Source organism: Kitasatospora sp. NPDC088742 (assembly GCF_055584905.1).
Map to the genome: position 1 here is coordinate 154,610 of NZ_JBVJLD010000004.1, position 26,139 is coordinate 180,748.

General features: G+C 72.1%; 21 protein-coding genes. 12 read left to right on the forward strand and 9 right to left on the reverse strand.

Translation table 11 applies throughout. The features are described 5' to 3' along the window. The first annotated feature begins 109 nt into the window (after nucleotides 1–109). Complete coding sequence (locus tag ACZ6ZR_RS06300) at nucleotides 110–883, forward strand: TIGR04222 domain-containing membrane protein (protein ID WP_465639892.1); 774 nt, start codon at nucleotides 110–112, stop codon at nucleotides 881–883. Between the two features lie 55 nt (nucleotides 884–938). On the opposite strand, the gene hemQ is transcribed toward ACZ6ZR_RS06300, so the two are convergent. Further along, nucleotides 939–1,649 (reverse strand): hydrogen peroxide-dependent heme synthase, encoded by a 711-nt coding sequence (hemQ, locus tag ACZ6ZR_RS06305; protein WP_465639894.1) that lies wholly within the window; start codon nucleotides 1,647–1,649, stop codon nucleotides 939–941. Continuing rightward, nucleotides 1,646–3,052 carry a protoporphyrinogen oxidase gene (hemG, locus tag ACZ6ZR_RS06310; RefSeq protein WP_465639896.1) on the reverse strand — a complete coding sequence of 469 codons (1,407 nt, stop codon included), beginning with the start codon at nucleotides 3,050–3,052 and terminating at the stop codon, nucleotides 1,646–1,648. The genes hemQ and hemG overlap by 4 nt, the downstream gene beginning before the upstream one ends. A 133-nt stretch (nucleotides 3,053–3,185) precedes the next feature. On the opposite strand from hemG, the gene ACZ6ZR_RS06315 reads away from it, so the two are divergent. Together ACZ6ZR_RS06315 and ACZ6ZR_RS06320 are read left to right on the forward strand one after the other, a co-directional pair. Further along, nucleotides 3,186–3,944 carry an SDR family oxidoreductase gene (locus tag ACZ6ZR_RS06315; RefSeq protein WP_465639898.1) on the forward strand — a complete coding sequence of 253 codons (759 nt, stop codon included), beginning with the start codon at nucleotides 3,186–3,188 and terminating at the stop codon, nucleotides 3,942–3,944. Between the two features lie 107 nt (nucleotides 3,945–4,051). Next, nucleotides 4,052–5,077 carry a DUF4349 domain-containing protein gene (locus tag ACZ6ZR_RS06320; protein ID WP_465639900.1) on the forward strand — a complete coding sequence of 342 codons (1,026 nt, stop codon included), beginning with the start codon at nucleotides 4,052–4,054 and terminating at the stop codon, nucleotides 5,075–5,077. A 62-nt stretch (nucleotides 5,078–5,139) separates the two neighbouring features. On the opposite strand, the gene hemE is transcribed toward ACZ6ZR_RS06320, so the two are convergent. Next, the gene (hemE, locus tag ACZ6ZR_RS06325; RefSeq protein ID WP_465639902.1) at nucleotides 5,140–6,228 is read right to left on the reverse strand and encodes a uroporphyrinogen decarboxylase; all 1,089 of its coding nucleotides are present in this window, start codon (nucleotides 6,226–6,228) and stop codon (nucleotides 5,140–5,142) included. A 177-nt stretch (nucleotides 6,229–6,405) separates the two neighbouring features. On the opposite strand from hemE, the gene ACZ6ZR_RS06330 reads away from it, so the two are divergent. The 5 genes from ACZ6ZR_RS06330 to ACZ6ZR_RS06350 all read left to right on the forward strand — a co-directional run bounded on the left by ACZ6ZR_RS06330 (nucleotide 6,406) and on the right by ACZ6ZR_RS06350 (nucleotide 13,269). Further along, entirely contained in the window at nucleotides 6,406–7,056 is a 651-nt protein-coding gene (locus ACZ6ZR_RS06330) for a DUF3000 domain-containing protein (protein ID WP_465639904.1), read from the forward strand. Between the two features lie 328 nt (nucleotides 7,057–7,384). Beyond that, a complete protein-coding gene (locus ACZ6ZR_RS06335) occupies nucleotides 7,385–8,104 on the forward strand; it encodes a LuxR C-terminal-related transcriptional regulator (RefSeq protein WP_465639906.1) in 720 nt (239 codons plus the stop codon). A 283-nt stretch (nucleotides 8,105–8,387) separates the two neighbouring features. After that, nucleotides 8,388–9,635 (forward strand): HRDC domain-containing protein, encoded by a 1,248-nt coding sequence (locus ACZ6ZR_RS06340; RefSeq protein ID WP_465639908.1) that lies wholly within the window; start codon nucleotides 8,388–8,390, stop codon nucleotides 9,633–9,635. A gap of 287 nt (nucleotides 9,636–9,922) precedes the next feature. Continuing rightward, complete coding sequence (locus ACZ6ZR_RS06345; protein ID WP_465639910.1) at nucleotides 9,923–11,140, forward strand: thiolase family protein; 1,218 nt, start codon at nucleotides 9,923–9,925, stop codon at nucleotides 11,138–11,140. A 2-nt stretch (nucleotides 11,141–11,142) separates the two neighbouring features. Further along, nucleotides 11,143–13,269: a 3-hydroxyacyl-CoA dehydrogenase NAD-binding domain-containing protein gene (locus ACZ6ZR_RS06350; protein ID WP_465639912.1), complete on the forward strand. Its 2,127-nt coding sequence runs from the start codon at nucleotides 11,143–11,145 to the stop codon at nucleotides 13,267–13,269. A 64-nt stretch (nucleotides 13,270–13,333) separates the two neighbouring features. Here ACZ6ZR_RS06350 and ACZ6ZR_RS06355 read toward each other — a convergent pair whose 3' ends face one another. From ACZ6ZR_RS06355 to ACZ6ZR_RS06370, 4 genes are all read right to left on the reverse strand, one after another. Next, complete coding sequence (locus ACZ6ZR_RS06355; RefSeq protein ID WP_465639914.1) at nucleotides 13,334–14,029, reverse strand: 3-keto-alpha-glucoside-1,2-lyase-like domain-containing protein; 696 nt, start codon at nucleotides 14,027–14,029, stop codon at nucleotides 13,334–13,336. Further along, on the reverse strand, nucleotides 14,026–15,216 hold the full coding sequence (gene wecB, locus ACZ6ZR_RS06360; RefSeq protein ID WP_465639916.1) for a non-hydrolyzing UDP-N-acetylglucosamine 2-epimerase: 1,191 nt from the start codon (nucleotides 15,214–15,216) through the stop codon (nucleotides 14,026–14,028). The genes ACZ6ZR_RS06355 and wecB overlap by 4 nt, the downstream gene beginning before the upstream one ends. A 108-nt stretch (nucleotides 15,217–15,324) precedes the next feature. Then, nucleotides 15,325–16,569, reverse strand: coding sequence for a glycosyltransferase (locus ACZ6ZR_RS06365; protein ID WP_465639918.1), 1,245 nt, complete (start codon nucleotides 16,567–16,569; stop codon nucleotides 15,325–15,327). Then, a complete protein-coding gene (locus ACZ6ZR_RS06370; RefSeq protein WP_465639920.1) occupies nucleotides 16,563–16,829 on the reverse strand; it encodes a hypothetical protein in 267 nt (88 codons plus the stop codon). Before ACZ6ZR_RS06370 ends, ACZ6ZR_RS06365 begins: the two co-directional genes overlap by 7 nt. Before the next feature lie 514 nt (nucleotides 16,830–17,343). On the opposite strand from ACZ6ZR_RS06370, the gene ACZ6ZR_RS06375 reads away from it, so the two are divergent. The 4 genes from ACZ6ZR_RS06375 (at nucleotide 17,344) to ACZ6ZR_RS06390 (ending at nucleotide 22,381) form a co-directional block, all read left to right on the forward strand. Further along, nucleotides 17,344–19,125, forward strand: a complete 1,782-nt coding sequence (locus ACZ6ZR_RS06375) for a DUF2334 domain-containing protein (protein WP_465639922.1) — start codon at nucleotides 17,344–17,346, stop codon at nucleotides 19,123–19,125. Nucleotides 19,126–19,202: 77 nt separating this feature from the next. Next, nucleotides 19,203–21,029, forward strand: a complete 1,827-nt coding sequence (gene glmS, locus ACZ6ZR_RS06380) for a glutamine--fructose-6-phosphate transaminase (isomerizing) (protein ID WP_465639924.1) — start codon at nucleotides 19,203–19,205, stop codon at nucleotides 21,027–21,029. Nucleotides 21,030–21,041: 12 nt separating this feature from the next. Then, nucleotides 21,042–22,022 carry a hypothetical protein gene (locus tag ACZ6ZR_RS06385; protein ID WP_465639925.1) on the forward strand — a complete coding sequence of 327 codons (981 nt, stop codon included), beginning with the start codon at nucleotides 21,042–21,044 and terminating at the stop codon, nucleotides 22,020–22,022. Then, the gene (locus ACZ6ZR_RS06390; protein ID WP_465639927.1) at nucleotides 22,019–22,381 is read left to right on the forward strand and encodes a DUF6247 family protein; all 363 of its coding nucleotides are present in this window, start codon (nucleotides 22,019–22,021) and stop codon (nucleotides 22,379–22,381) included. Before ACZ6ZR_RS06385 ends, ACZ6ZR_RS06390 begins: the two co-directional genes overlap by 4 nt. On the opposite strand, the gene ACZ6ZR_RS06395 is transcribed toward ACZ6ZR_RS06390, so the two are convergent. Together ACZ6ZR_RS06395 and dxs are read right to left on the reverse strand one after the other, a co-directional pair. Continuing rightward, on the reverse strand, nucleotides 22,378–23,895 hold the full coding sequence (locus ACZ6ZR_RS06395; RefSeq protein ID WP_465639929.1) for an ArnT family glycosyltransferase: 1,518 nt from the start codon (nucleotides 23,893–23,895) through the stop codon (nucleotides 22,378–22,380). The two genes, ACZ6ZR_RS06390 and ACZ6ZR_RS06395, sit on opposite strands and share 4 nt — an antisense overlap. A 241-nt stretch (nucleotides 23,896–24,136) precedes the next feature. Next, on the reverse strand, nucleotides 24,137–26,017 hold the full coding sequence (gene dxs / locus ACZ6ZR_RS06400) for a 1-deoxy-D-xylulose-5-phosphate synthase (protein WP_465639931.1): 1,881 nt from the start codon (nucleotides 26,015–26,017) through the stop codon (nucleotides 24,137–24,139). Nucleotides 26,018–26,139: the final 122 nt, after the last annotated feature.

The following is a 26,139-nucleotide window of genomic DNA, read 5'->3' on the forward strand; positions in this document are numbered from 1 at the left end:
CCGTGCAGGCGGTGTGCGCGGGTGGTGAAACCGACGCAGTGTCACAGTTCGGTATCGCGATCCGGAAACCCGTTCCGCCGGCGGCGGGGCGAGGTCTAGAACGAGAACCATGTGGTTGCTCCTGCTCCTCCCCGCCCTGCTCGCGGCCGTGCTCTCCTGCCTGCGGCTGGTCAGGGCCGCAGCCACCGCGGACTCACTGGCCGGGCCCGCCCGGCCGCACACCGCCGAGCCCCCCGGGATCGGCCTGTACGAGACCGCGTACCTGGCCGGCGGCCCGACCAGGGTGGTGGAGCTCGCCCTGGTGCTGATGGCCGCGCGCGGACGGCTGCACCTGGCGCACACCGGCTGGACCTCGGTGGCCGACCCGCACGGACGGACCAGACTGGAGCGGGCCCTGATCGAGGAGATCGGCCCGGAGGGACAGTGCCCGACCGGGAGGCTGCGCGGCGGGCTGGCCCGCCACCCGGCGGTGCTGGAGATCGGCGGCCGGCTGGTGCAGGCCGGCCTGGCCACCCCGGCGGTGGTGCGGGAGAGCACCACGCTGGCGGTGCGTCAGGTGCGGCAGGCGCTGGTGCTCTCGGTGGTGCTGCTGGGCGGCGCGCTGGCGCTGTCCGCGCCCGGGACCGGGGACGCCGGCTCGGCGGTGGCCTGGTTCTCGCTACCGCTGATCCTCACCAGCGGCACCCTGCTGATGGCCCGGGTCGACGTCCACCCGTACACCCGCTGGGCCACCCCGGCCGGGCAGGGCGTGCTGGACGCGGTGCACATCCCGCGCCAGGCGCTGGGCGCCACCTCCACCGACGACGCGGTGCTCACCGCCGTCGCGGTGGTCGGCCCGGCCGCCCTGCCGGACGCCCGGCTGCGGGCGGCGCTGCGGTACTGACGGTACGTCGGAGGGGCCCCGGGGTGCCCGGGGCCCCTCCGGCATGCCGTGCGGCTCAGGCCAGACCGTTGAGCAGCTCCGCGATCGGCTTGCGGCGCCCGGTGTAGAACGGCACCTCCTCGCGGACGTGCAGCCGGGCCCGGGACGGGCGCAGGTCGCGCATCAGGTCCACGATCCGGTGCAGCTCGTCCGCCTCGAAGGCGAGCAGCCACTCGTAGTCGCCGAGGGCGAAGGAGGCCACCGTGTTGGCCCGGACGTCCGGGTAGCCACGGGCCATCTTGCCGTGCTCGGCGAGCATGCCCCGGCGCTCCTCGTCGGGCAGCAGGTACCACTCGTAGGAGCGGACGAACGGGTACACGCAGACGTACTCGCGCGGCTGCTCGTCGGCCAGGAAGGCCGGGATGTGCGACTTGTTGAACTCGGCCGGGCGGTGCAGCGCCATGTTCGACCAGACCGGCTCCAGGTGGCGGCCCAGGCCGGTGCGGCGGAAGCGGTTGTACGCCTCCTGGAGGTCGTCCGAGCTCTCCGCGTGCCACCAGATCATCAGGTCCGCGTCGGCGCGCAGGCCGGAGACGTCGTAACTGCCGCGCACCGTCACGTCCTTGGCGTCGAGCTGGTCGAACAGCTCCTGCACCTCGGTGGCCAGCGCGGCGCGGTCGTCCGGCAGCTCGCTCTTGAGCTTGAACACCGACCACATGGTGTAGCGGATGACCTGGTTGAGGTCGCGGGCCTTCTTCTTCACGGGCTGTTCGGTCGACTCACTCATGCGCCCATTCTCCCTTCCCTGACGGTCGCCCCGGCGCCCGGGGTCAACATCTCGTTGACGGCGCGGCGGGCACTGGCGATGCAGGCCGGGATGCCGACGCCGTCGTAGGCCGCACCGCAGACGGACAGGCCGCCGAGGCCCGCCACCGCGCTGCGGATCCGGGCCACCCGGTCCAGGTGCCCCACCGGATACTGCGGCAGCCCGCCGCGCCAGCGGGTCACCGCCGTGTCGTACGGGCGGGCCCGCAGGCCCACCGCCTCGGCCAGGTCGGCCAGCGAACGGGCCACCAGCTCCTCGTCGGGCAGGTCCAGCGCCGCCTCCTCGCGGTGCCGGCCCAGCGAGGTGCGCAGCAGGAACTCCTCCGGGGCCGAACGCTCCAGCCAGCCCCACTTGTTGGAGGAGAAGGTCGAGGCCTTGATCCGGCGGCCGTCCACCGGCGGCACCAGGAATCCGCTGCCGGTCAGCCTCCCGGTCTCCAGATCGGCACGGCGGAACGCCATGGTGACCAGGGCCATGCCCGCGTACTCGACCTGCGCCAGCTCGGCCGCCGCCGCCGGCAGCTCGGCCGCCAGCAGCTTCGCCGCGACCGGTGCCGGGACGGCCAGCACCACCTTGTCGGCGTGCAGCACCTCGCCGTTGCTGACGATCCGCCAGCCCTCCGGGGTGCGGCGCAGCTCCTCCACCGGGCTGTCGGTGCGCAGCTCGGCACCGTTCCTCCGGGCCGCCTCCGCGACCGCCACCGGCAGCGTGCCGAGCCCGCCGCGCAGCCCCTGGAAGACCGGGCCGCCGCTGCTCGGACGGGACGTCAGCTCGCGCACCCCCTCGGCCAGCGGGCCGCCGCGCTGGGCGATCGGCAGCAGGGCCGGGACGGCGGCGCGCAGCGAGATCTCGTCGGCGTGCCCGGCGTAGACCCCGCCGAGCAGCGGCTCCACCAGCCGGTCCACCACCTCGCGGCCCAGCTTGGCCGCCACGTACTCCCCGATCGAGACGTCCGCCCCGACCTCCCCCGCCTCGCCGTCCTCCCCGGCCCGGCGCAGACCCTCGGCGGTCAGCACCCCGGACTCGCCCAGCGCCTTCAGATCCCCCGGCACACCCATCAACTGCCCGGCGGGCAGCGGCCGCAGCTCCCCCCTGGTCCAGATCCCCGCCTTCGCCGTACTCGGCGGCTCCAACTCCCCCGCCAGCCCGACCTCCCGAGCCAGCTCCACCGCCTCCGGCCGCCTGGCCAGCATCGACTCGGCCCCGAGGTCCACCCGGACCCCGCCGACCTCCCCCCCGTACAACTTCCCGCCGAACCGCCCGCCCGCCTCCAACAACGTGACCCGAGCCGCCCCACTCGCCAACCACGCCGCCGTCAGCCCGGCGATCCCACCACCGACCACCACGACCCGAAGCTCTGCCATGCCCGCATCCTCGCAGAGCCCACCCAAAACCGATCAATCAGGGCGTCGCCCGGACAGCAGCACCATCGGCTGTCACATTCCGGCGGGCTGCGTCGTCCCCCTCCCGTAGATCGCTTCGACGGAGGAGACGACGATGGCTGACGTGGTGCTGGTGACCGGGGCGAGTGGGGTGCTCGGGCGCGAGGTGGTGGCTCGGCTCAAGGACCGTGGGGTGGCGGTGCGGGGGTTGAGCCGGCGGGCCAGGGACGGGGAGGGGTGGGTGGTGGGGGACCTGGCGACGGGGGAAGGGGTGGCAGCGGCGGTCGAGGGGGTGCGGGTGGTGGTGCACTGCGCGAGCGACGTGCGGCACCCGAAGAACGACCTGCCCGGGTGGCGGCACCTGTTGGCGGCGGCGCGGGCGGCCGGGGTGGAGCACGTGGTCAACATCTCGATCGTCGGGGTGGACCGGATCCCGTACCCGTACTACCGGATCAAGTGGCAGGGCGAGCGGCTGCTGGAGGAGAGCGGCCTCGGCTGGACCAACCTGCGGGCCACCCAGTTCCCGTCGCTGCTGACCATGGCCTTCGGGGTGCTGGCCAAGCTGCCGGTCATGCTCGTCCCGAGCGGGACCGTCTGCCAGCCGGTGGACCAGGGCGAAGTGGCCGAGCGGCTGGTCGAGTTGGCGCTGGGGGCACCGGCCGGCCGGGTGCCGGACCTGGGCGGGCCGCAGGTGCTGGGGGCCCGGGAGCTGGCGGAGGGCTGGCTGCGGGCGACCGGGCGGCGCAAGCGGGTGGTGGAGGTGCGGCTGCCGGGGAAGGCTGCGGCCGCGTACCGGGCGGGCGAGCACACCACCCCGCACGCGGACGGCGTCCGCACCTGGGCCGAGTACCTGGCGGCCCGGTCCCCGTCCTGACCTCAACGAGACTTTTCCGTAACGCAGTTGCGATCACCGAAGCGGATCCCGGCGGGACCCGGTCACGTCCAAGGCGTACAGGACGAAGACCGGGAGGGGTAGCAGGGATGACGGAACGTCAGCACGGCGGCAGACGGGCGGCACTGGCGGTGGCGGGGGCGGCCACGGCGGCGGTGGTGCTGCTGGGCGGGTGCAGCGCCTCGACCAGCAGTGACGGCAAGGCGAGTGCGGCGGACATGGCCGCACCGGCGGCGCCCGCCGCACCGGGCACCGCGGAGAAGCCGGCCGGCGCCCCCGCCGACAGCAAGCCGGGCGCCGGCGGAGCGTCGGCCGCCCCGAGCGCCGGGGCGACCGGACAGGGCCAGGAGGCGCAGGCCCCCCGGCTGATCGCCTACACCGCCCAACTCACGCTCCGCACCAAGGAGATGGGCAAGGTCCTGGACGAGGCGCGCACCATGGCCACGTCCGGCGGCGGCTACGTGGCCGGGGAGCAACTGGGCGGCGGCAAGTCGTCCGACGGCACGCCGACCGACGCCCGGCTGACCCTCAAGGTGCCCTCGGCCGCGTACCAGCAGACGCTGGACCGGCTGGCCGGGCTGGGCGAGGTGCTCTCGCGGAGCAGCCAGGCCGACGACCTCACCCAGCAGGTGGTGGACGTGGAGAGCCGGCTCAAGATCCAGCAGGCCAGCGTGGACCGGGTGCGCCGGCTGATGGCGGAGGCCAAGTCGCTGGCCGAGATCGTCTCGCTGGAGAGCGAACTCAACCGCCGCGAAGCCGATTTGGAGTCGCTCCAGCGGCGGCAGCAGGAGCTGTCGGCCCGCACCTCGCTCTCCACCATCACGCTCCAGCTCGTCACGCCGGCGACGGCCGCGGTGCCGGTGCGGGAGAAGAAGGAGGAGAAGGGCTTCTGGGGCAGCGTCGGCGGCGCGCTGGGCGGCGGCTGGGACGCGCTGGTGGCGGTGGTGAAGGGCCTGCTGATGGTGCTGGCCGCGCTGGCGCCGTTCCTGCTGGTGCTGGGGCCGCTCGGCTACCTGGCCTGGCGGCTGCGCCGACGGCCGGCCGCACAGGAGCAGCCGGAGCAGGGCGAGCCGGAACAAGAGCAGGAGCAGGATCAGGAGCCGGACAAGGAGTGAGCTCCCGCCTGACGGCCCGTCACGGGGATCGGGCCGTCAGGCGGGTCACACCGTACGGAGCGTCAGCGCGCGCTGGCCTCGTGCACGAAGGCGACCAGGCGGGAGAGCGCGTCCGGGTCCATGCTCGGCATCACGCCGTGGCCCAGGTTGAAGATGTGGCCGGTGTCGCCGCCGATCGCCTGGGCGGCGTCCAACACCTCGCGGGCCTTGGTCTCCACCACGGAGGTCGGGGCGTAGAGGACGGCCGGGTCGAGGTTGCCCTGGAGCGCCTTGCCGGGGCCGACCCGCTCGGCGGCCACGTTCAGCGGCACCCGCCAGTCGACGCCGACCACGTCCGCGCCGGCCTGGCCGAGCAGGCCGAGCAGCTCGCCGGTGCCGACGCCGAAGTGGATCCGCGGCACGCCGTAGCCGGCCACCGCGTCGAACACCTTGGTGCTGGCCGGCATCACCGAGCGGCGGTAGTCCGCCGGGGCCAGCGCGCCGACCCAGGAGTCGAAGAGCTGGACGGCCGAGGCGCCCGCCTCGATCTGGATCTTGAGGAAGGCGGAGGTGATGTCGGCGAGGCGGTCGACCAGCCCGGCCCACAGCTCCGGGGCGCCGTACATCATGGCCTTGGTCTTCTCGTGGCTCTTCGACGGGCCGCCCTCGACCAGGTAGCTGGCCAGGGTGAACGGCGCACCGGCGAAGCCGATCAGCGGGGTCGAGCCCAGCTCGTCCACCAGCAGGCCGACCGCCTCGGTGATGTACGGCATGTCGTCCGGCTCCAGCGGGCGCAGCCGCTCCAGGTCCGCGGCGGTGCGGATCGGGTCCGCGATCACCGGGCCGACGCCGGGCTTGATGTCCACGTCGATGCCGACCGCCTTGAGCGGCACCACGATGTCGCTGAAGAAGATCGCCGCGTCCACCTTGTGCCGGCGCACCGGCTGGAGGGTGATCTCCTTGACCAGCTCGGGCCGCATGCAGGAGTCGAGCATCGGGATGCCCTCGCGCACCTTCAGGTACTCGGGCAGCGAGCGCCCGGCCTGGCGCATGAACCAGACCGGCGTGTGCGGCACCGGTTCGCGGCGGGCGGCGCGGAGGAAGGCGGAGTCGTACGCGGCGCCTCGGTGCGCGGCGGCCTGACCGGACTGGGCAGCGGTTGTCTCACTCACACCCCGCATCTTCGCACGCTGCCCGGCACCGCCCGTCCGCCGGAGGTCGTCGGTTCGTACGAATCGGACAGGCCGGACTTCTCACCAGGTGTCAGCTGACGAACAGTCCGACAACCGTCACGCCACACCGGCCGAAATGACTCGGCTTCCGGGCCCGCCCGACCTAGGCTCTCGGTCATGGCAGCGGTCGGCGGGCACCCAGCGCAGGGTGGCGGTACAGGCAAGGAGTCGGCTCCGGTGGAGTTCCGCGCTGCGGTGGAGGCCCTCGCGGGCGCGCGGCTGCGTCCCGAGGTGCAGCTCTCCCCCGCCCCGGCACCGAAGCGGATGGCCCCGTTCGCGTACGCGCTGACCGCGACCGTCGAGGTGGACGGCGAGGAGCTGGCCGACGGCCGGCTGGTGCTGCTGTACGACCCGGCCGGACAGGAGGCCTGGCGCGGCGAGTTCCGCCTCGTCTCGCTGACCAGGGCCGAGCTCGAACCCGAGATGGCCGACGACCCGATGCTCTCCGAGGTCGGCTGGGCCTGGCTGACCGACGCGCTTCACGCCCACGGTGCCGCCCACGCCGAGGCCGGCGGCACCGTGACCCGGGGCATCTCCCAGTACTTCGGCGCGCTCGCCGACCGGGAGACCTCCACCGAGATCGAGGTCCGGGCCTCCTGGACCCCGGCCGACGGCCGCCTCGAACGGCACCTCGCCGCCTGGGCCGACCTGCTCTGCGGCTGCGCCGGCCTGCCTCCGGCCTCCCCCGCGCCGCTGCCGCTTCCCGACGCCCCGTCACTCGGCGGAGTGGTCCCGATGCCCGCCCGGCGACGCCCGCGCTCCCACTGACGGTTGACCGTCCGCTTCGCCGCGCGCTACCACCCCCAGGGCTGACGCAGCGTGAATCACACGGCGCTTGCCGTCAATTGACCGTCCGAATCCGCCCGGACAGGTCCCGAACATGACGCGTTCTGTGCGATTTCAGGGCATGTCGCATCAGTCACCTGCGCGATTTGTCCGTATTGTTACTCACTAGATCGTGATCTTTCGCTAAAGCCGGGCACGGTTGATGCCGAAGGTGTCTGTGACCCTTTCCAAACGCGGAACACTCCGAGCGCCCCCATCGGCCAGAGGCGGCGACGAGGAGCTGGCGTCCGCCACTCCCCCAGGAGGCACGGTGTCGGTCCTTCTCGAACACCCCGCAAGCGTGGTCGCCTACCGTCCGACCAAGCCCACCGCCATGGTGGTCATCGCCGACCCCCGCGTCCGGAACACCGTCACCCGGCACCTCTGGGCGCTCGGTGTCCGTGACGTCATCGAGGTCTCCTCGATCGCCGAGGCCCGCCCCCGGGTCTCCACCCCCCGCGACATCTGCGTCGCCGACGTCCACCTCCCCGACGGCTCCGGCCTCACCATCCTCGCCGAGACCCGAGCGGCGGGCTGGCCGAACGGCCTGGCCCTCTCCGCCGCGGACGACATCGGCGCGGTCCGCTCCGCCCTCGCGGGCGGCGTGAAGGGGTACGTGGTCACCGGCACCCGCACCAACCTCGCCATGCCGGGCCGTCCCGGGCTGCCGATCGGCGCCGGCGGGCTGGCCGGGCGGATGCGGCGGCCGGGCATGCCCGGGATGCCGGGCTCGGCGGGTGCCCCGCACGGGGCTCCGGGGGCTCCCGGTGCGCCCGGCGTGCAGCCGACCACCTACCGGGAGCTGTCCGGGCGCGAGGTCGAGGTGCTCCGGCTCGTCGCCGAGGGCCAGTCCAACAAGGCGATCGGCGTCGCCATGGGCCTGTCCGCCCTCACCGTGAAGAGCCACCTGGCCCGGATCGCCCGCAAGCTGGGCACCGGCGACCGGGCCGGCATGGTCGCCGTCGCCCTCCGCACCGGCATCATCCACTGACGACCCGTCACCCCATCACCCCAGTTCGGGGCCCGGAGGAACGTTTCCCCTCCGGGCCCCTTTCGTTATCCAGGGGAGGGCACCCCGCAGGGGCGCGAGGCTCTGCCGATCTGCGGCTCGGCCGCGGGGCGCGAATCGGAAGGCGAACCACCGGCAACTGAGGCTCCGTCAGCCAGTTGCAGGTGCTGCCGTTCCCCTGCGCGCAGTTCGTCGCACCCCTGGTGGAACCACTTGGCTGGTCCGGGGACCTCCCGGGATCCGGAGGGCGTCGTACCCTTGGTGGGTGACCGACGCCGTAGCCACCCCAGAAGAGACAGCCCCGGTCCCGCTCCTCGAACCGAGGGAGGGGCTCCCACCCGTGGTGGCCGACGAGACCGCGCTCGCCGCGACCGTCGCCGCCTTCGCGGCGGGCACCGGCCCGGTCGCCGTCGACGCCGAGCGGGCCTCCGGCTACCGCTACGGTCAGCGCGCGTACCTGATCCAGCTCCGCCGCGCGGGCTCGGGCACGGCACTGATCGACCCGATCGCCTGCCCCGACCTCTCCGAGCTCGGCGAGGCCCTCGCCGACACCGAGTGGGTCGTGCACGCCGCCACCCAGGACCTGCCCTGCCTGGCCGAGGTCGGCATGAAGCCGAAGGTGCTGTTCGACACCGAGCTGGCCGGCCGGATCGCCGGGTTCCCCCGGGTCGGCCTCGGCCCGATGACGGAGAGCGTGCTCGGGCTGTCGCTGGCCAAGGAGCACTCGGCGGTGGACTGGTCCACCCGCCCGCTGCCCGAGCCGTGGCTGCGGTACGCCGCTCTGGACGTCGAGGTGCTGGTCGAGCTGCGCGACGCACTCGAACAGGAGCTGGACGGCCAGGGCAAGCTCGGCTGGGCCCGCGAGGAGTTCGCCGCGATCGCCGCCGCGCCGCGGCCCGCCCCCCGCACCGACCCGTGGCGCCGCACCTCCCAGCTGCACAAGGTCCGCCGCCGCCGCCAGCTGGCCGCCGTCCGCGAGCTCTGGCTGGCCCGCGACCAGGCCGCCCGGGACCGGGACGTCTCGCCCGGGCGGGTGCTCTCCGACGCGGCGATCGTCAACGCCGCGCTCGCCATGCCGCTGAACGCTCCGGCGCTGCAGGCCGTCCAGGGCTTCGGGCCCCGGGTGAACCGCCGTCAGCTGGAGCTCTGGCTGGCCGCGTTGCAGCGGGCCCGGGAGATCCCGGAGAACGAGCTGCCGCCGGCGACGGCTCCGCACGACGGGCCGCCGCCGCCGCGCGCCTGGGCCGAGAAGGACCCGCTGGCCGCCGCGCGGCTCTCCGCGGCGCGGGCCGCCATCACGGCGCTGGCCGAGCAGCACCACCTGCCGGCCGAGAACCTGATCACGCCCGACCTGGTCCGCCGCGTCTCCTGGGAGCCGCCGGTCCCGGCCGACGCCGACTCGGTGATCGCCGCCTTCCGCCGCCTCGGCGCCCGCAAGTGGCAGACCGAGGCCATCGGCGCAGCCGTCGCCAAGGCCTTCGCCGAAGCCAAGGTCCCCACTCCCGAGGCCTAGGCAACGCGCCCCCCCGGGGGCGCGAGGAACTGCGCGAACCGGAAGGCGACCCACCGGCAACTGACCCACCGTCAGCCAGTTGCACGTGCTGCCTTCCCACCCCGCGCACTTCCTCGCGCCCCTGCGGGGCGCTCCCTGGCGGGCACGGTGCGGCTGGTGACCGAGGACACATGCCGTGGGGCTATGGGCAAGGTAGTTACCGGCGGGTAGCATGGCGGTGAAGCAGCGCCGCTCCCGTCGTGGGTTGAGGACTGCACCCACTGTCGTGTCCCCTGGAGGAGAGCCCCGTGCCTCGTACCTCGAGGGACGTCGTCTTCGTCGATGGCGTCCGCACCCCGTTCGGCAAGGCCGGCCCGAAGGGCATCTACCACGAGACCCGCGCCGACGACCTGGTCGTCAAGTGCATCCGTGAGCTGGTGCGCCGCAACCCGAACCTGCCGACCGAGCGGATCGACGAGGTCGCCATCGCGGCCACGACCCAGATCGGCGACCAGGGCCTGACCATCGGCCGGACCGCCGCGCTGCTGGCCGGTCTGCCGAAGTCCGTCCCGGGCTACGCGATCGACCGGATGTGCGCCGGTGCGCTGACCGCCGTCACCACCACCGCGGGCGGCATCGCCTTCGGCGCGTACGACATCGTCGTCGCCGGTGGCGTGGAGCACATGGGCCGGCACCCGATGGGCGAGGGCGTGGACCCGAACCCGCGCTTCGTCTCGGAGAAGCTGGTCGACGAGTCCGCCCTCTTCATGGGGATGACCGCGGAGAACCTGCACGACCGGTTCCCGCACATCACCAAGGAGCGCTGCGACGCCTACGCCGTCCGCTCCCAGGAGAAGGCCGCCAAGGCGTACGTCAACGGCGACATCCAGCCGGACCTGGTGCCGATCGCGGTCCGCAACACCAACGCCGAGGTCGGCGAGACCGGTTGGGGCCTGGCCACCACCGACGAGCCGATGCGTCCGGGCACCACGCTGGAGAGCCTGGCCGGTCTGAAGACCCCGTTCCGTCCGCACGGCAACATCACCGCGGGCAACTCGGCCGGTCTGAACGACGGTGCCACCGCCTCCCTGCTGGCGGCCGAGGACGTCGCCGAGGAGCTCGGCCTGCCGGTCAAGATGCGCATGGTGAGCTTCGCCTGGGCGGGCGTCGAGCCCGAGGTGATGGGCATCGGTCCCGTCCCGGCGACCGAGAAGGCGCTGGCCAAGGCCGGTCTGACGATCGATGACATCCAGGCCTTCGAGGTCAACGAGGCCTTCGCCGTCCAGGTGCTGGCCTTCCTGGACCACTACGGCATCGCGGACGACGACGAGCGGGTCAACCCGTACGGCGGCGCCATCGCGTTCGGCCACCCGCTGGCCTCCTCGGGCGTGCGCCTGATGAACCAGCTGGCCCGCCGCTTCGAGCAGCGCCCGGACGTCCGGTACGGCCTGACCACCATGTGCATCGGCTTCGGCATGGGCGGCACCATCATCTGGGAGAACCCGCACTTCGAGGGTGGTAAGTGACCATGAGCACCACTGAGCTGCTGAAGCGCGCCGCCGAGCTGTTCCCCGGCGAGGTCGTCACCACCGCGCACGTGCGCCACCTGGAACTGCCGTACGGCGCCGGGCGGATCGCGCTGATCACCCTGGACAACGGCTTCGACCACACCAAGCCGACCACCTTCGGCCCGGGCTCGCTGGCCAAGCTGTCCGAGGCGCTGGACCAGGTCGAGGCGGAGGCCGCCGAGGGTTCGGTCAAGGCCGTCGCGATCACCGGCAAGCCGTTCATCTTCGCGGTCGGCGCCGACCTCAAGGGTGTCGAGGTGCTCAAGGAGCACAGCGACGCGCTGGCCATCGGCAAGGGCGGCCACGACGTCTTCAAGCGGATCGCCGCGCTGCCGGTCCCGACCTTCGCGTTCTACAACGGCGCGGCCATGGGCGGCGGCGTGGAGGTCGGCCTGCACGCCACCTACCGCACCGTCAGCTCGGGCCTCCCGGCCTTCTCGCTGCCCGAGGTCTTCCTCGGCCTGGTCCCCGGCTGGGGCGGCTGCACCCTGCTGCCGAACCTGATCGGCCCGCAGAAGGCCGTCAAGGTCATCGTCGAGAACTCGATGGCGCAGAACAAGCAGCTCAAGGGCAAGGAGGTGTTCGAGCTCGGCATCGCGGACGCGATCTTCGAGCCGGCCGACTTCCTGGAGCAGTCCCTGGGCTGGGCCGCCAAGGTCCTCAACGGCGACGTGGTCGTCGAGCGCGAGGAGTTCGACCGGGGCAAGGCGTGGGACGACGCCGTCACCTGGGGCCGCTGGGTCGCCGACGCCAAGGTGAGCGGCGCCGCGCCGGCCGCCTACAAGGCGCTGGACATCATCCAGCAGGTCAAGGACCAGGACCTGCAGGCCGGCTTCGACGCCGAGGACGCCGCGCTGGCCGACCTGATCATGAGCGGCGAGCTGCGCAGCGGCCTGTACGCCTTCAACCTGGTGCAGCGCCGGGCCAAGCGCCCGTTCGGTGCCCCGGACAAGTCGCTGGCCCGCCCGGTCTCCAAGATCGGTGTCGTCGGCGCCGGTCTGATGGCCTCTCAGCTGGCCCTGCTGTTCGCCCGCCGGATGGAGGTGCCGGTCGTGCTGACCGACATCGACCAGGAGCGGATCGACAAGGGCGTCGGCTACGTCCACGCCGAGATCGACAAGCTGCTCGGCAAGGGCCGGATCGGCAGCGACAAGGCCAACAAGCTCAAGGGCCTGGTCAGCGGTCACCTGGACAAGGCCGTGGCGTTCGGCGACGCGGACTTCGTGATCGAGGCCGTGTTCGAGGAGATGGGCGTCAAGCAGAACGTGCTGGCGGAGCTGGAGGCGGTGGTCTCGCCGACCACCATCCTGGCCACCAACACCTCCTCGCTCTCGGTCTCCGAGATGGCCTCCAAGCTCCAGCACCCGGAGCGCGTGGTCGGCTTCCACTTCTTCAACCCGGTCGCGATCCTCCCGCTGCTGGAGATCGTCCGGGCCGAGAAGACCGACGACGGCTCGCTGGCCACCGCCTTCGCGGTCGCCAAGAAGCTGAAGAAGACCGCGGTGCTGACCAAGGACGCCCCGGCGTTCGTGGTGAACCGCATCCTGACCCGCTTCATGGGCGAGATCCAGGGCATCATCGACGAGGGCACCTCGTTCGAGACCGTCGAGGCGGCCGTCAAGCCGCTCGGCCTGCCGATGTCCCCGATCGCGCTGCTCGAGCTGGTCGGCCCGGCCATCGCGCTGCACGTGTCGGAGACCCTGCACGGCGCCTTCCCGGAGCGGTTCTCGGTCTCCGAGAACCTCGGCAAGGTGGTCAAGGCCGGCAAGCGCGGCTTCTACGTCTGGGAGGACGGCAAGCAGGTCCTCGACCCCGAGGTGCTGGCGCTGCTGACCTTCGGCGACTCGGTGCTGACGGAGGAGCAGGTGCGCGCCCGCGCCCTGGAGGCCGTCGCGCAGGAGATCGGCCTGATGCTGGACGAGGGCGTCGTCGGCGAGGCGCAGGACATCGACCTGTGCATGATCACCGGCGCCGGCTGGCCGTTCCACCTGGGCGGGATCACCCCGTACCTGGACCGCGAGGGCGTCTCCGAGCGGGTCAACGGCAAGAAGTTCCTGGCCCCCGGCCTGGCCTCGGTCCCGGAGTAGTCGGCACGCTGACGCACCGTCGGGCGGCATCCCCTGTGCGGGGGGATGCCGCCCTTCGGCGTTCCTAGCCCGCCGTCACGTCGCGGAACTCTGCCCGGGCGTCCTCGGTGTAGAGGCCGAACCGGCCTCCCGGGTAAGGGCGTTCGGTGTCGGTGTAGGTGACCAACTCGTGGCGGTCAACCAGCACCGTGACGGTGGCGCCGCGCTGGCGGACGTCCACGGTGTGCCAGCGGCCGACCGGGTAGTGCGGCGGGCCGGTGGCCAGGAAGCGCTGGTGGCCCGGGTAGGCCGGGTCCTCCTTGCCGAGCTCCCAGCCGGTGGGCTTCAGGGCGAGGTAGTAGAAGTGCTGGGGGTCGGTGTAGTGCCAGACCACCCAGGCCGTCTCCCAGGTGTTGGGGGTCGGGGTGCGCAACTGCTCGGCGGTCCGCACCCCCAGACGGAGCGTCAGGTCGGAGCGGCTGTCGGCCGAGACCACCAGGGCGGCGTGCGTCTCCGCCGGGGTGGTGGCCGGGCGCGGGGCCAGGGTGATCAGGTCACCGCGCGCCCCGACGGTGCCCTCCCCGTTGAAGACCGCGACCCAGGGGCCGTGCGCGGTGCCCTCCGGCCAGGGGGTGAAGGCGGAGCGGGACGATCCCGTCAGTACGGCGGTGACCACCAGGACCAGGGCCAGCAGGACGGCTGGCAGCACCACCCGGGGCACCCGGCGGGGCGGGGCCGGACCGGAGGTGCGCAGCGGCGCCCGGCCGGTGGTCACGGTCACCAGTCCACCAACGAGACATCGGGCTGCAGTTGGTGGTGCAGCGGGCCGACGCAGTCCTGGGCCAGCCGCTCGACGATCCGCCGGGCGGCGCAGCCGTCGCCGAAGGGGCTGGGGGCGGCGGCCATGCCCTGGTAGTCGGCCGGGTCGTCCAGCAGGGCGTTGGCGGCGGCGTGGATGGCGTCGGGCTCGACGCCGACCAGCCGGGCCCCGCCGGCCGCGACCACCTCGGGGCGCTCGGTCGTGGTGCGCAGGACCAGGACCGGCTTGTCCAGGCTGGGCGCCTCCTCCTGGACCCCGCCGGAGTCGGTGAGCACCAGCTCGCAGGCGGCCAGCGAGGCGGTGAAGTCGAAGTAGTCCAGCGGCCCGGTGAGGGTGATGTGCGGCTCGTGGGCGAGCGCGGACTCCAGCACGTCCCGGACGGCGGGGCTGCGGTGCACCGGGAGCAGGATCTCCACGTCGCCGCGGCGGGCCAGCCGCTGCAGGGTGGCGGCCATCATCCGCATCCGGTCGCCCTGGTTCTCCCGGCGGTGCAGGGTGACCAGCACGCCGCGGCGGCCGGTGCGGAAGGCCGAGCTGCCGACGTGCCGGCGGCGCACCCAGAGCAGGTTGTCGATCACCGTGTTGCCGGTGACGTGCACCGCGTCGGGTGGCACCCCCTCGGATCGCAGCCGGTGGGCGGCCCGTTCGGTGGGGGCGAAGTGCCAGCGGGTCATGGTGGAGACCAGGCGCCGGTTGAGCTCCTCGGGGAAGGGGTCGTCCAGCACGCCGCTGCGCAGCCCGGCCTCCACGTGGGCGACCGGGATCCCTTCGTAGAAGGCGGCCAGCGCGCCGCACAGGGTGCTGGAGGTGTCGCCCTGCACGATCACCAGGTCGGGCTCCTCGTAGCGCAGCACCTCGCCGAGGCCCTCGACCAGGCGGGCGGTGAGCGCGGAGAGCTGCTGGCGCTCGCGCATCACGTCGAGACTGTGACGGGCCGTCAGCTGCAGGCGGTGGAGCATGGGTTCGAGCATCTCCCGGTGCTGGCCGGTGTTGACCAGCACCGGCTCGAAGTACGGCGAGGCGTCCAGGGCCCGGACCACGGGGGCGAGCTTGACCGCCTCGGGCCGGGTGCCGAGCACCACGGCGGCGCGCAGCCGGGGGAAGCCGTCGATCCGGGAGGAGCCGTTGACGTGCAGAGGTTCGGACATGGTGACCTTCTTGGGCAGCGGAAGGTACGGGCCGGCCGGCTCCGGAGGGAGCCCGGCGCGGCGCGTCGGACAGTTGGGGGTGCCCGGGGACCGGCCGCTGACGCGGGGTCAGGTCCGGGCGGTCTTCAGCCAGCCGGTGCGGCCGCTGACGGTGCGGCCGACGGCCCACCAGCCGGCCGCGAACCAGAGGTAGCCGTAGCCGACGAACAGGTGGGCCAGCCCGAGGCAGCGCCACCAGCCGAGCCCGTCCTCCCGCTGCCGGTACACGTAGGCGTAGGCGTAGGCGGGGGCGAAGGCGAGCAGGTACAGCGGGATCAGCCAGTACGGCGAGAAGGTGTTGTGGCCGGCCGCGAGGGAGTCGGTGAGGAAGCCGACCGCACCGGCCACGAAGGCCAGCGGCAGCAGCGAGGTGAGCAGCAGCAGGGCCGGGCTGGAGAGGTGGTAGACCAGGTCGGCGGCGGCCCGGCCGGGGATCTCCCGGAGCACCATGGGGACCAGCCTGGTGGCCTGGATGTGGCCCTGGAACCAGCGGGAGCGCTGGCGGACCAGCGGCCGGACGGCGAGCACGGCCTGCTGGTGGACGGCGGCGGCGGCGCAGTACTCGTTGCGCCAGCCGGCCGCGAGCAGCCGGATGCCCAGGTCGAGGTCCTCGGTGAGGCGGTCGCTCCAGGGCTCGGGGCCGAGCGAGCGCAGCGCGCTGAGGCGCATGAACTGCCCGTTCCCGCCCATCCCGACGCTGCCGACGTGGCGGCGCCCGGCCTGGAAGACGTCGGTGTAGACGACGAACTCCATGTCCTGCATCCGGCAGAGCAGCCGGTCCTCGCGGTTGTACATCCGCACGCCGATCTGGACCGCGCCGGTGGCCGGGTCGGCGAAGAACCGGTCGGCCTGGTCGACCGCTCCGGGTTCGAGCCGGCCGTCGGCGTCCAGCACGCAGACCACCACGTCCTCGGGGGCGGTGCCGGCCAGCAGGCCGGACTCGCCCAGGTACCGCAGGCCGTCGTTGAGCGCGGCCCCCTTGCCCCGGCGGGCGTCGGGCAGGTGCCGCCGGTGCAGCAGCACCCTGGCCGGGTCGGCGGCCCGGACGATCTCGGCGGTGCGGTCCTCCGACGCGTCGTCAACCACCAGTACCAGGACGTCCTGCCGGGGCAGGGACATCAGCCGGCGCAGGCTCTCGGCCAGCACCCGCTCCTCGTTGAGGCAGGCGAGCAGGAAGACGTACCGCCGGCGGTGCGGGTCGTCCGTCGCTGTGGGCCGGACGACCCGCCGGGACAGCACGAACATCCCGGTGTTGTACGCCAGCGCCGTCACGATGACGGCGGTGGAGAGTCCGAGCAGGACGGCCGTCAGCACGACGCACCCCGCCGGACGGCGGTGGCCCCGGCGACCTCGGAAGGCACCGCGTGGGGCTGCTGCGGCCCCTGCCGGGAGCGGCGGTGGCGGACCACCAGGCCGTAGAGCAGCAGGAGCAGGCCGCACACGACGTACAGTCCGAAGCCGGCTCCGGCGATCTCCAGCAGCAAGCGGGCCAGTTCGGACCCGGAGGCGCCGGAGGGCAGCACGGACGCCGCGCTGAAGCAGACTCCGCTGCTGGCTCCGCAGTTCACGTACATGGGAGATCAACCCCGACGGAATGCGACCGGATGCCGGCCGATGACACGGCTCTCGCGCTCGCGATGGAGGGGGCCGGTCTCGCCATTCACTCCCCGAGCCGGGAAAGGCGACCGTCTGCCGACTCGGATCCTCGTGCGCCCCATGGGGACTTTCATGAACAACTTAACACGGGTGGGGTAACCCTTCAATGAAGGAATTGCACGCTTTGCTACTCGCGGGAAGGGATTGACACCCTCCCGCGCCGGTGACAGTGTCGGGTGTATCGCCTGTGCTGCGGCTGGTCGTCGTTGACGTTCCGTCAGCGCCAAGCCCCCGCGACTCCAGGCCGGCTTTCGGGTGCCGCTCCGTGCACCGCCCGGCCTTCTGTGTCGAGACGCCGGGAAAAAGTCCGCCGGGCCCCTCCCGTATCCATGGCTTGAACACACATCGCCAGGGGCTGTCATGCCTTTGCATTCAGTGAGCCGTAATCGGTACCGGACGACGATCGTCGGGGCAATCGCCCTGGTCCTCAGCGTGGGATTCCTCCCGGTCGACTCCGCCACCGCAAAACCGCCTCCGGACCAGAAGAAGACCCAGGAGGCCGCCGAGCAGGGCCGGTCGCCGAGCGACCTCGGCCCCGCCTTCGGCGCCGACCAGAAGAAGGCCGAGAAGACCCGGAAACTGAATCCCCATCAGAAACTCAAACAGGCCACCACGCTCCAGGCCCTCCCGCAGGCCCTCACCAATCCGGCGCCGAACACCGGGAAGAGCACGCTGGTGCTCTACGACACCGCCGGCCCGTACGGACACCTCGGCGAGCTGTACGCGATGACCACCGCCAACCTGGCCGGCCACTTCGGCAGCGTGACGCCGAAGCCGGTCTCCCAGTACCAGCCCGGCGAGGTCAACAACTACTCGGCCACGGTCTACTTCGGCTCCACCTACTACGGGGCCAACGACAACAACGGCCAGCCGATCCCCGACGGCATCCCCGCGTCCTTCTACACGGACGTGACCACCACGACCAAGCCGGTGGTCTGGCTCTACGACAACATCTGGAACCTGGCCAACCAGGTCGGCCCGGCGAACTTCTCGGCCGCCTACGGCTGGGACCCGACCAACTCCTTCTTCAACTACAACCCGATCACCTCGGTCGGCTACAAGGGCCAGAGCCTCAGCCGCGACCCGCTCAACGGCGGCGGCGTGCTGGGCGAGACCATCACCGACCCGGCGAAGGTGAGCGTCCTCGCCTCCTCCACCGACTCCACCGGCGCCACCGTCCCGTGGGCGGTCCGCTCGAACAACCTCACCTACATCGGTGACGTCCCGTTCTCCTACGTGAGCGCCAACGACCGGGTGATGATCTTCAGCGACCTGCTCTTCGACGCCCTCGCGCCGCAGACCGCCGAGCGGCACCGCGCGATGGTCCGGCTGGAGGACATCAGCCCCGCCGACGACCCGGTCGCGCTGACCGCCATGGGCAAGTGGCTGAAGTCGCAGAACATCCCGTTCAGCTTCGGCGTCATCCCGGTCTACACCGACCCCAAGGGCACCTACAACGGCGGCCGGCCGGAGACCCTGCGGCTCTCCCGGACGCCCGCGATGATCACGGCCATCAGGTCGCTGATCTCCAACGGCGGCACCATGGTGATGCACGGTTACACGCACCAGTTCTCGAACATCGCCAACCCCTACGACGGGGTCAGCGGCGACGACTTCGAGTTCTACCGGGCCCAGTGCTCGGTGACCCAGTACCCGCCGTACCAGTTCCGGGCCCCGTGCCAGAACACCGACTGGGTGATCCACCAGGGCCCCGTCCCCGGTGACTCCAGCAGCTACGCGCTGAACCGGATCAACTCCGCCGCACTGGAGTTCACGCTCTCCCTGCTGCCGGTGCCGACCATCTTCGAGTTCCCGCACTACGCCGGCTCCGCCGTCGACTACCGGGCCCTCGAACCGAAGTTCGCCGCCCGCTACGAGCGCTCGCTGTACTTCGGCGGCGTGCTCAGCGGCCAGCCGATCGACTACTCGATGATGATCGGTCAGTTCTTCCCGTACCCCGTGCACGACGTCTACGGCGAGACCGTGCTGCCGGAGAACATCGGCAACTACGAGCCGACGATGTCCAACAACAACCCGCCCAGGCTGCCGGCCGACATGATCAACTCGGCCAGGCTGAACCTCGTGGTGCGGGACGGCTACGCGAGCTTCTTCTACCACCCGTCCTACGGTCTGACCGCTCTTCAGCAGACCGTCACCGGGATCAAGGCGCTCGGCTACACCTTCGCCTCCCCCGCCACCGTCCTCGCTCCCTGACGGAGCACCAGCCCGGTTGCCGGCCCGCTCGTCCGGGCCGGCAGCCGGGACACTTTTACCGAGAGGCTCTGGTTCCGATGTGCGGAATCGTGGGTTACGCAGGGGGACGCCCGGCCCTGGACGTCGTCCTGGACGGGCTGGAGCGGCTGGAGTACCGGGGGTACGACTCGGCCGGGATCACCGTCCAGGCGGCGGGTGGACTGGCCACCGGCAAGCGGGCCGGGAAGCTGGTCAACCTGCGCAAGGCGCTGGCCGACGACCCGCTGCCCGAGGCCCCCGTCGGGATCGGTCATACGCGGTGGGCGACGCATGGTGGTCCGACGGACGTGAACGCGCATCCGCATCTGGACGACCACGGGCGGGTGGCGGTGGTGCACAACGGGATCATCGAGAACTTCGCCGTGTTGCGGGAGGAGTTGGCGGGGCGGGGGCACGTGTTGCGGTCGGAGACGGACACGGAGGTGGTGGCGCATCTGTTGGGGGAGGTGTTCGCGGGGGATCTGGCGGAGGCGATGCGGGTGGTGTGCCGTCGTCTGGAGGGTGCTTTTACGTTGGTGGCGGTGCACGCGGAGCAGCCGGGTGTGGTGGTGGGGGCTCGGCGTAACTCGCCGCTCGTGGTCGGTAGGGGGGTGGGGGAGAACTTCCTGGCGTCGGATGTGGCGGCGTTCATCGCGTTCACGCGGGAGGCGGTGGAGCTGGGGCAGGACCAGGTGGTGGAGTTGCGGGCCGGCGGTGTGTCGGTGACGGACTTCGACGGTGCGCCGGCGGTGGTGCGGGAGTACCACGTGGACTGGGACGCGTCGGCGGCGGAGAAGGGGGGCTACGACTACTTCATGCTGAAGGAGATCGCCGAGCAGCCGAAGGCGGTCGCCGACACCCTGCTGGGACGGATCAGCGCCGACGGGCAGCTGACGCTCGATGAACTGGGCCTGGACCTACGGTCGGTGGAGAAGGTGGTGATCGTCGCCTGCGGGACGGCGTACCACGCCGGTGCCATCGCCAAGTACGCGATCGAGCACTGGACGCGGGTGCCGTGCGAGGTGGAGGTCGCCAGCGAGTTCCGGTACCGGGACCCGATCCTGAACGAGCGGACGCTGGTGATCGCGATCTCCCAGTCCGGGGAGACGATGGACACCTTGATGGCGCTGCGGCACGCGCGGGAGCAGGGCGCGAAGGTGCTGGCGATCTGCAACACCAACGGCTCCACCATCCCGCGCGAGTCCGACGCGGTGCTCTACACCCACGCCGGGCCGGAGGTGGCGGTCGCCTCGACCAAGGCGTTCCTCACCCAGCTGGTCGCCTGCTACCTAGTCGCCCTCCACCTCGGCCAAGTCCAGGGCGCCGCACCGGATCCCGCCCGTCTGATCGGCCAACTCGGCGAGGCCCCCGCGCAGATCGGCCGGGTGCTGCACACCATGGAGCCGGTCCGGGCCCTGGCCCGTTCGCTCGCCGACGCGCACGCGGTGCTGTTCCTGGGGCGGCACGTGGGCTACCCGGTGGCGCTGGAGGGGGCGTTGAAGCTCAAGGAGCTGGCGTACATGCACGCCGAGGGCTTCGCCGCCGGCGAGCTGAAGCACGGCCCCATCGCGCTGATCGAGGAGGGGCTGCCCGTCATCGTGGTGGTGCCCTCGCCGCGCGGGCGGTCGGTGCTGCACGACAAGATCGTCTCCAACATCCAGGAGATCCGGGCCCGCGGCGCCCGCACCATCGTGATCGCCGAGGAGGGCGACGAGAGCGTCACCCCCTACGCCGACCACCTGATCCGCATCCCGGCCACCCACGACCTGTTCCAGCCGCTGGTGGCCACCGTCCCGCTCCAGGTCTTCGCCTGCGAACTCGCCACCGCCAAGGGCCACGAGGTCGACCAGCCCCGCAACCTCGCCAAGTCCGTCACGGTCGAATAGGGAGCCTCCGCCATGCGAGCCGCCCGCACCCGCTCCGCCCTCACGGCGGCCTGCCTGTGCCTGCTGCTCGCCTGCTCACCGCCGGCCGCCGCGCCGGTCACCGCGCCGGTCGGGTCCGGCCCCGCTCCCCCGGCCCGCGCCCTGCCCGACACCCTGTACGGCGTCACCCTCGACGACCTCACCGAACTGCCCGCCCTGGTCGCCTCCCTGACGGCCCTTCCGCAGCGGCCGACCGCACGGGTGGTCTTCGACCCCGGCACCGACCCCGCCGGCTACGCCCGGGCGGTGGCCGCCCTGCACCCCGTCAGCTACCTGATGGGCCTGCCGATGGACTCCACCGCCGTGGCCGACGCCTCCCTGACGGAGTACCACGACCGCACCGCCGCCCTGCTGACCGCCTTCGGCGGGCAGATCGACCTCTGGGAGGTCGGCAACGAGGTCAACGGCGGCTGGCTCGGCCCCGCCGAGGAGGTCACCGCCAAGGTGACCGACGCCTACCACCAGGTGGTCGCGGCGGGCGGGCGGACCGCCCTGACCCTCTACTACAACCCCGGCTGCGCCGAGGACCCCGCGCACGAGATGCTGCCGTGGGCCCGGGCCAACCTGCCGCAGGAGCTCCGGGACGGCCTGGACCACGTGCTGGTCTCCTACTACGAGGACGACTGCAACGGCTACCGCCCGACGCTCGCCGAATGGGACTCCGTCTTCACCGAACTGGCCGGCCTCTTCCCGCACGCGAGGGTGGGCTTCGGCGAGAACGGCCTCGCCGACCGGCGGGCCACGGAGGAGCAGAAGGCCGAGCAGCTCACCCACTACTACACCCTGCCGGTCACCGCACCGCGCTACCTGGGCGGTCACTTCTGGTGGTACTACGCCGAGGACATGCTGCCGTACCCACCGGCCAACCCCCTGTGGACGGCCCTCGCCCAGGCCATCGCCCAGGCCGCCGCACCGCCGGACGCGGCCCCGCACACGCAAGGACCAGAACGATGAGCACCGTCACCGCCCCCACCCCCGCGGCCCCGCTGGACGAAGCCTCCTTCGCGGCGATCCGGGCCGTCATCACCTCCGTCGCCCCCTACCGCCTGCTGGAGCTGGAACGCGAGCGCGACCAGGCGTTCACCCGGGCCCTCGGCACCGACAGCCTGGTGCCCGTGCACGACTTCCTCGACCGCTGGCGCTCCGTCGCCGCCGTCGAACGCGACCTCGCCAACGCCGCCCGGCTGCACCTCGCCGAGTGCTCCGCCAGGGCCGGCCAGGACCCGGACGAACGCCGCGAGAGCGCCCTGGAGATCGCCGCCGTGCTCCTCACCGTGGCCGCGGAGCTCACGGCTCCCCGAACGGCCGACTAGCGCTTGAGGCGGTAGATGACGGTGTCGGCGTTGACTCCGACCACCTCGTAGCGGGTGTCGAGTAGATTCTCGATGCGGGGGATGTGGACGGGCTGGTACGCGGAGCGGCCGGAGTCGTCGACGACGATCTCGGGGAGGCCCTTGGTGGCCAGCTCCTGGTCGAAGGTCTGCCAGGCGTCGGCCATGCTGTACTGCTCGCCGACGTCCTTGCCGTCCTTGCCGCCGCTGAAGTTGGTCAGGAAGCCGGCCGTCAGGTAGCGGGTGACGGGGCGTCGGTCGGCCAGCCAGTAGAGCTCGGGGTGCATGCCCCAGACCAGCACGGTGTCCTTGGCGGTGGTCTGCTCCGCGATGGTGCTGGCCACCTGGGTGGTGTGGTCCATCCGCTGGCCCGGCCAGAAGACCGCGAGGGCGCAGAAGGCGAAGGAGGCGACCGAGCTGTAGACCAGCACGGGTTTCCAGCGGATCTTCGAGGTGGCCACCGCGCCGGTGCCGAGCAGCACCAGAGGGGGCATCAGCTGGAGGTAGTAGTGGCCGAAGAAGTGGAAGCCGGTCGAGACCGCGACCAGCGAGGAGAGCAGCCAGACCCAGAGGTCCGAGGTCGAGCCGTACTCCTCCCCCCGGGGTGAGGGCAGCACGCCGTGACGCATCCTCAGCCAGAGGCGGTGGCCGACCGGGGCCAGGAAGCCCAGGCCGGCGGCCAGCAGGATGGCCGAGTTGCCCAGGGCCCGGCCGGTCATCTGGAGCCAGGCACCGCCGAGCGAGGCGTAGTCGCCGCTGCCGGTGACCACCCAGAACAGGAAGCCCTTGGGGTTGGTGAGGATCACCGCGACCAGCGTTATCGGCAGCGCGAAGCCGAAGCAGACCTTGGCCACGGCGGACTGCCAGCGCACCCCGCGCAGCCGGGCGTCCTGGAGCAGCATCCAGAGCACCGGGAGCATCACCGCTCCGCCGGTCTGCTTGGTCAGCGAGCAGAGCGCCACCGCGATCCCGGCCGCCAGCCAGCGGCGGCGCTCGGCGTAGCGGAACGCCGCCACCATCGCGGGCAGCATGAAGACCTCGAAGGTCGCCGCCTGGGTGTCCTCGGGTGAGAGGCCGATCGAGACCAGGAGGTAGAGCGCGCCGGCCGCACCGCCGGCCCGGTTGCCCCAGCGGCCGCGGGCGATCGATGCCAGCAGGATCGCGGTGACCAGGTGGGCGACGATGGCCAGGGTTCTCAGCGGCCAGAGCGAGGCGGAGCCGAAGAGCGCGAAGCAGGCCTCGTAGAGCCAGGGCAGCAGGGGCGGCTTGCGGTCCACCACGGTGTCGTAGAGGACGCCGCCGTCCGCCAGCATGCGGGCCTGGGTGGCGAGGTAGCCCTCGTCCGGGCTCCACACCGGGCGGAGGAAGGACGGGACGTGGGTGACCGTCGCCAGCACGGCGAGCACCGGGACCAGTCTGGTCCAGTACCCCGTCCGGACACGCTCGGGCAGCCGCCCGGTCAGGGCGGCGAACTGGCGGGCCAGGGCAACGGACACGAGGGACAACCTACCGGGCGGCTCTGCCGGGGGCGGTACCGGTCCGGCCATTAGATGTGACGATCCGACAGAAACGTGGGACACGCACGGACCCACCGGGGCGCACATGGCTGCGCCGCTGGGGGCGCGAGGAACTGCGCGAATCGGAAGGCGGCCCACCTGCAACTGACCCACCGTCAGCCAGTTGCAGGTGCTGCCTTCCCACCCCGCGCAGTTCCTCGCGCCCCCGGGGTCACCAATTTCAGACCGCGGCGCCCGTGCGGGCGAGGGTGTCGGCGACCTTGGTGGCGATGGCCGGGGCGGTGAGGCCGATCTCGGTGAGGATCTGGTCACGGGTGGCGTGGTCGAGGAACTCCTGCGGGATGCCGAAGTCGCGCAGCGGTACGTCGACCTCGGCGTCGCGCAGGGCCTGGGCGATCATCGAGCCGACGCCGCCGGCCCGGCCGTTGTCCTCGACGGTGACGACCAGGCGGTGCTCGGCCGCCAGGCCGGGCAGGGCCGGGTCGACCGGCTTGACCCAGCGCGGGTCGACCACCGTGGTGGCGATGCCGCGCTCGGAGAGCAGGTCGGCGACGGCCAGGCAGGTGGTGGCCATGGCGCCGACCGAGACGATCAGCACGTCGGCGTCCTCGTCGCGGCGGAGCACGTCCATGCCGCCGACGGTGCCGACCGCCGGGACGGCGGGGCCGACGGTGCCCTTGGAGTAGCGGACCACGGTCGGCGCGTCGTCGACCTCGACCGCCTCGCGCAGCTGGGCGCGGAGCTGGTCGGCGTCGCGCGGGGCGGCGAGCCGCAGGCCGGGGACCACCTGACAGATCGACATGTCCCACATGCCGTTGTGGGAGGCGCCGTCGGTGCCGGTGACGCCGGCCCGGTCGAGCACGAAGGTGACGCCCAGCTTGTGCAGGGCGACGTCCATCAGGACCTGGTCGAAGGCCCGGTTGAGGAAGGTCGCGTAGACCGCGAAGACCGGGTGCAGGCCGCCGGTGGCCAGGCCGGCCGCCGAGACGGCGGCGTGCTGCTCGGCGATGCCGACGTCGAAGATCCGGTCCGGGAAGGCCTCGGCGAACGGGGCCAGGCCGACCGGGTGGAGCATCGCGGCGGTGATGCCGACGATGTCCTGGCGCTCGCGGCCGAGCTCGACCATCTCCTCGGCGAAGACCGAGGTCCAGTCCTTGCCGGAGCTCTTGATCGGCAGGCCGGTCTCGGGGTGGATGACGCCGACCGCGTGGAAGCGGTCCTCGTCGTTGTTCTCGGCGGCGTGGTAGCCGCGGCCCTTCTCGGTGAGGCAGTGCACGATCACCGGGCCGCCGAAGCCGCGCGCCTTGGTGAGCGCGGACTCCAGGGCGTTCATGTCGTGGCCGTCGATCGGGCCGAGGTACTTGAGGCCGAGGTCCTCGAACATGCCCTGCGGGGCGATGAAGTCCTTCAGGCCCTTCTTGGCGCCGTGCAGGGTCTCGAATACCGGCCGGCCGACCACGGGGGTGCGCTGCAGCGCCTCCTTGCCCCAGGTCAGGAACCGCTCGTAGCCCTGGGTGGTGCGCAGGGTGGCGAGGTGGTTGGCCAGGCCGCCGATGGTCGGGGAGTAGGAGCGCTCGTTGTCGTTGACGACGATGATGACCGGGCGGTCCTTGGCGTCGGCGATGTTGTTCAGCGCCTCCCAGGCCATGCCGCCGGTGAGCGCGCCGTCGCCGATCACCGCGACCACCGGGCGGTCGCCGTGGCCCTGGAGCTGGTTGGCCTTGGCCAGGCCGTCGGCGTAGCCGAGCACGGTGGAGGCGTGCGAGTTCTCGATCACGTCGTGCTCGGACTCGGCGCGCGAGGGGTAGCCGGAGAGGCCGCCCTTCATCCGCAGCTCGGAGAAGTCCTGACGGCCGGTGAGCAGCTTGTGCACGTAGCTCTGGTGGCCGGTGTCGAACATGATCCGGTCGCGCGGTGAGTCGAAGACCCGGTGCAGCGCGATGGTGAGCTCGACCACGCCCAGGTTCGGCCCGAGGTGTCCGCCGGTCTTGGAGACCTCCTGGACCAGGAACGTCCGGATCTCTCCGGCCAGCTCGGCCAGCTGGGCGGGCGTGAGCCGGTCGAGATCGCGCGGTCCCCGAATGCGGGTCAGCAGGGCCACCCGTTCCTCCTCGTTCCGATATTTTTCTCGGGCCGCGTACGGCCGGACTGCCCGAGTCTAATGTCCGCCTGGCGGACGCTTGTCAGTGCGCCTGGGGTTGACCGGTGTTGACCGACATGACG

Excerpts from the sequence above, each read along its gene's own strand:
- ACZ6ZR_RS06300 (WP_465639892.1), top strand. The coding sequence starts at position 110 with ATGTGGTTGCTCCTGCTCCTCCCCGCCCTGCTCGCGGCCGTGCTCTCC.
- hemQ (WP_465639894.1), bottom strand. The coding sequence starts at position 1,649 with ATGAGTGAGTCGACCGAACAGCCCGTGAAGAAGAAGGCCCGCGACCTC.
- hemG (WP_465639896.1), bottom strand. The coding sequence starts at position 3,052 with ATGGCAGAGCTTCGGGTCGTGGTGGTCGGTGGTGGGATCGCCGGGCTG.
- ACZ6ZR_RS06315 (WP_465639898.1), top strand. The coding sequence starts at position 3,186 with ATGGCTGACGTGGTGCTGGTGACCGGGGCGAGTGGGGTGCTCGGGCGC.
- ACZ6ZR_RS06320 (WP_465639900.1), top strand. The coding sequence starts at position 4,052 with ATGACGGAACGTCAGCACGGCGGCAGACGGGCGGCACTGGCGGTGGCG.
- ACZ6ZR_RS06330 (WP_465639904.1), top strand. The coding sequence starts at position 6,406 with ATGGCAGCGGTCGGCGGGCACCCAGCGCAGGGTGGCGGTACAGGCAAG.
- ACZ6ZR_RS06350 (WP_465639912.1), top strand. The coding sequence starts at position 11,143 with ATGAGCACCACTGAGCTGCTGAAGCGCGCCGCCGAGCTGTTCCCCGGC.
- wecB (WP_465639916.1), bottom strand. The coding sequence starts at position 15,216 with ATGTCCGAACCTCTGCACGTCAACGGCTCCTCCCGGATCGACGGCTTC.
- ACZ6ZR_RS06370 (WP_465639920.1), bottom strand. The coding sequence starts at position 16,829 with ATGTACGTGAACTGCGGAGCCAGCAGCGGAGTCTGCTTCAGCGCGGCG.
- glmS (WP_465639924.1), top strand. The coding sequence starts at position 19,203 with ATGTGCGGAATCGTGGGTTACGCAGGGGGACGCCCGGCCCTGGACGTC.
- ACZ6ZR_RS06385 (WP_465639925.1), top strand. The coding sequence starts at position 21,042 with ATGCGAGCCGCCCGCACCCGCTCCGCCCTCACGGCGGCCTGCCTGTGC.
- ACZ6ZR_RS06390 (WP_465639927.1), top strand. The coding sequence starts at position 22,019 with ATGAGCACCGTCACCGCCCCCACCCCCGCGGCCCCGCTGGACGAAGCC.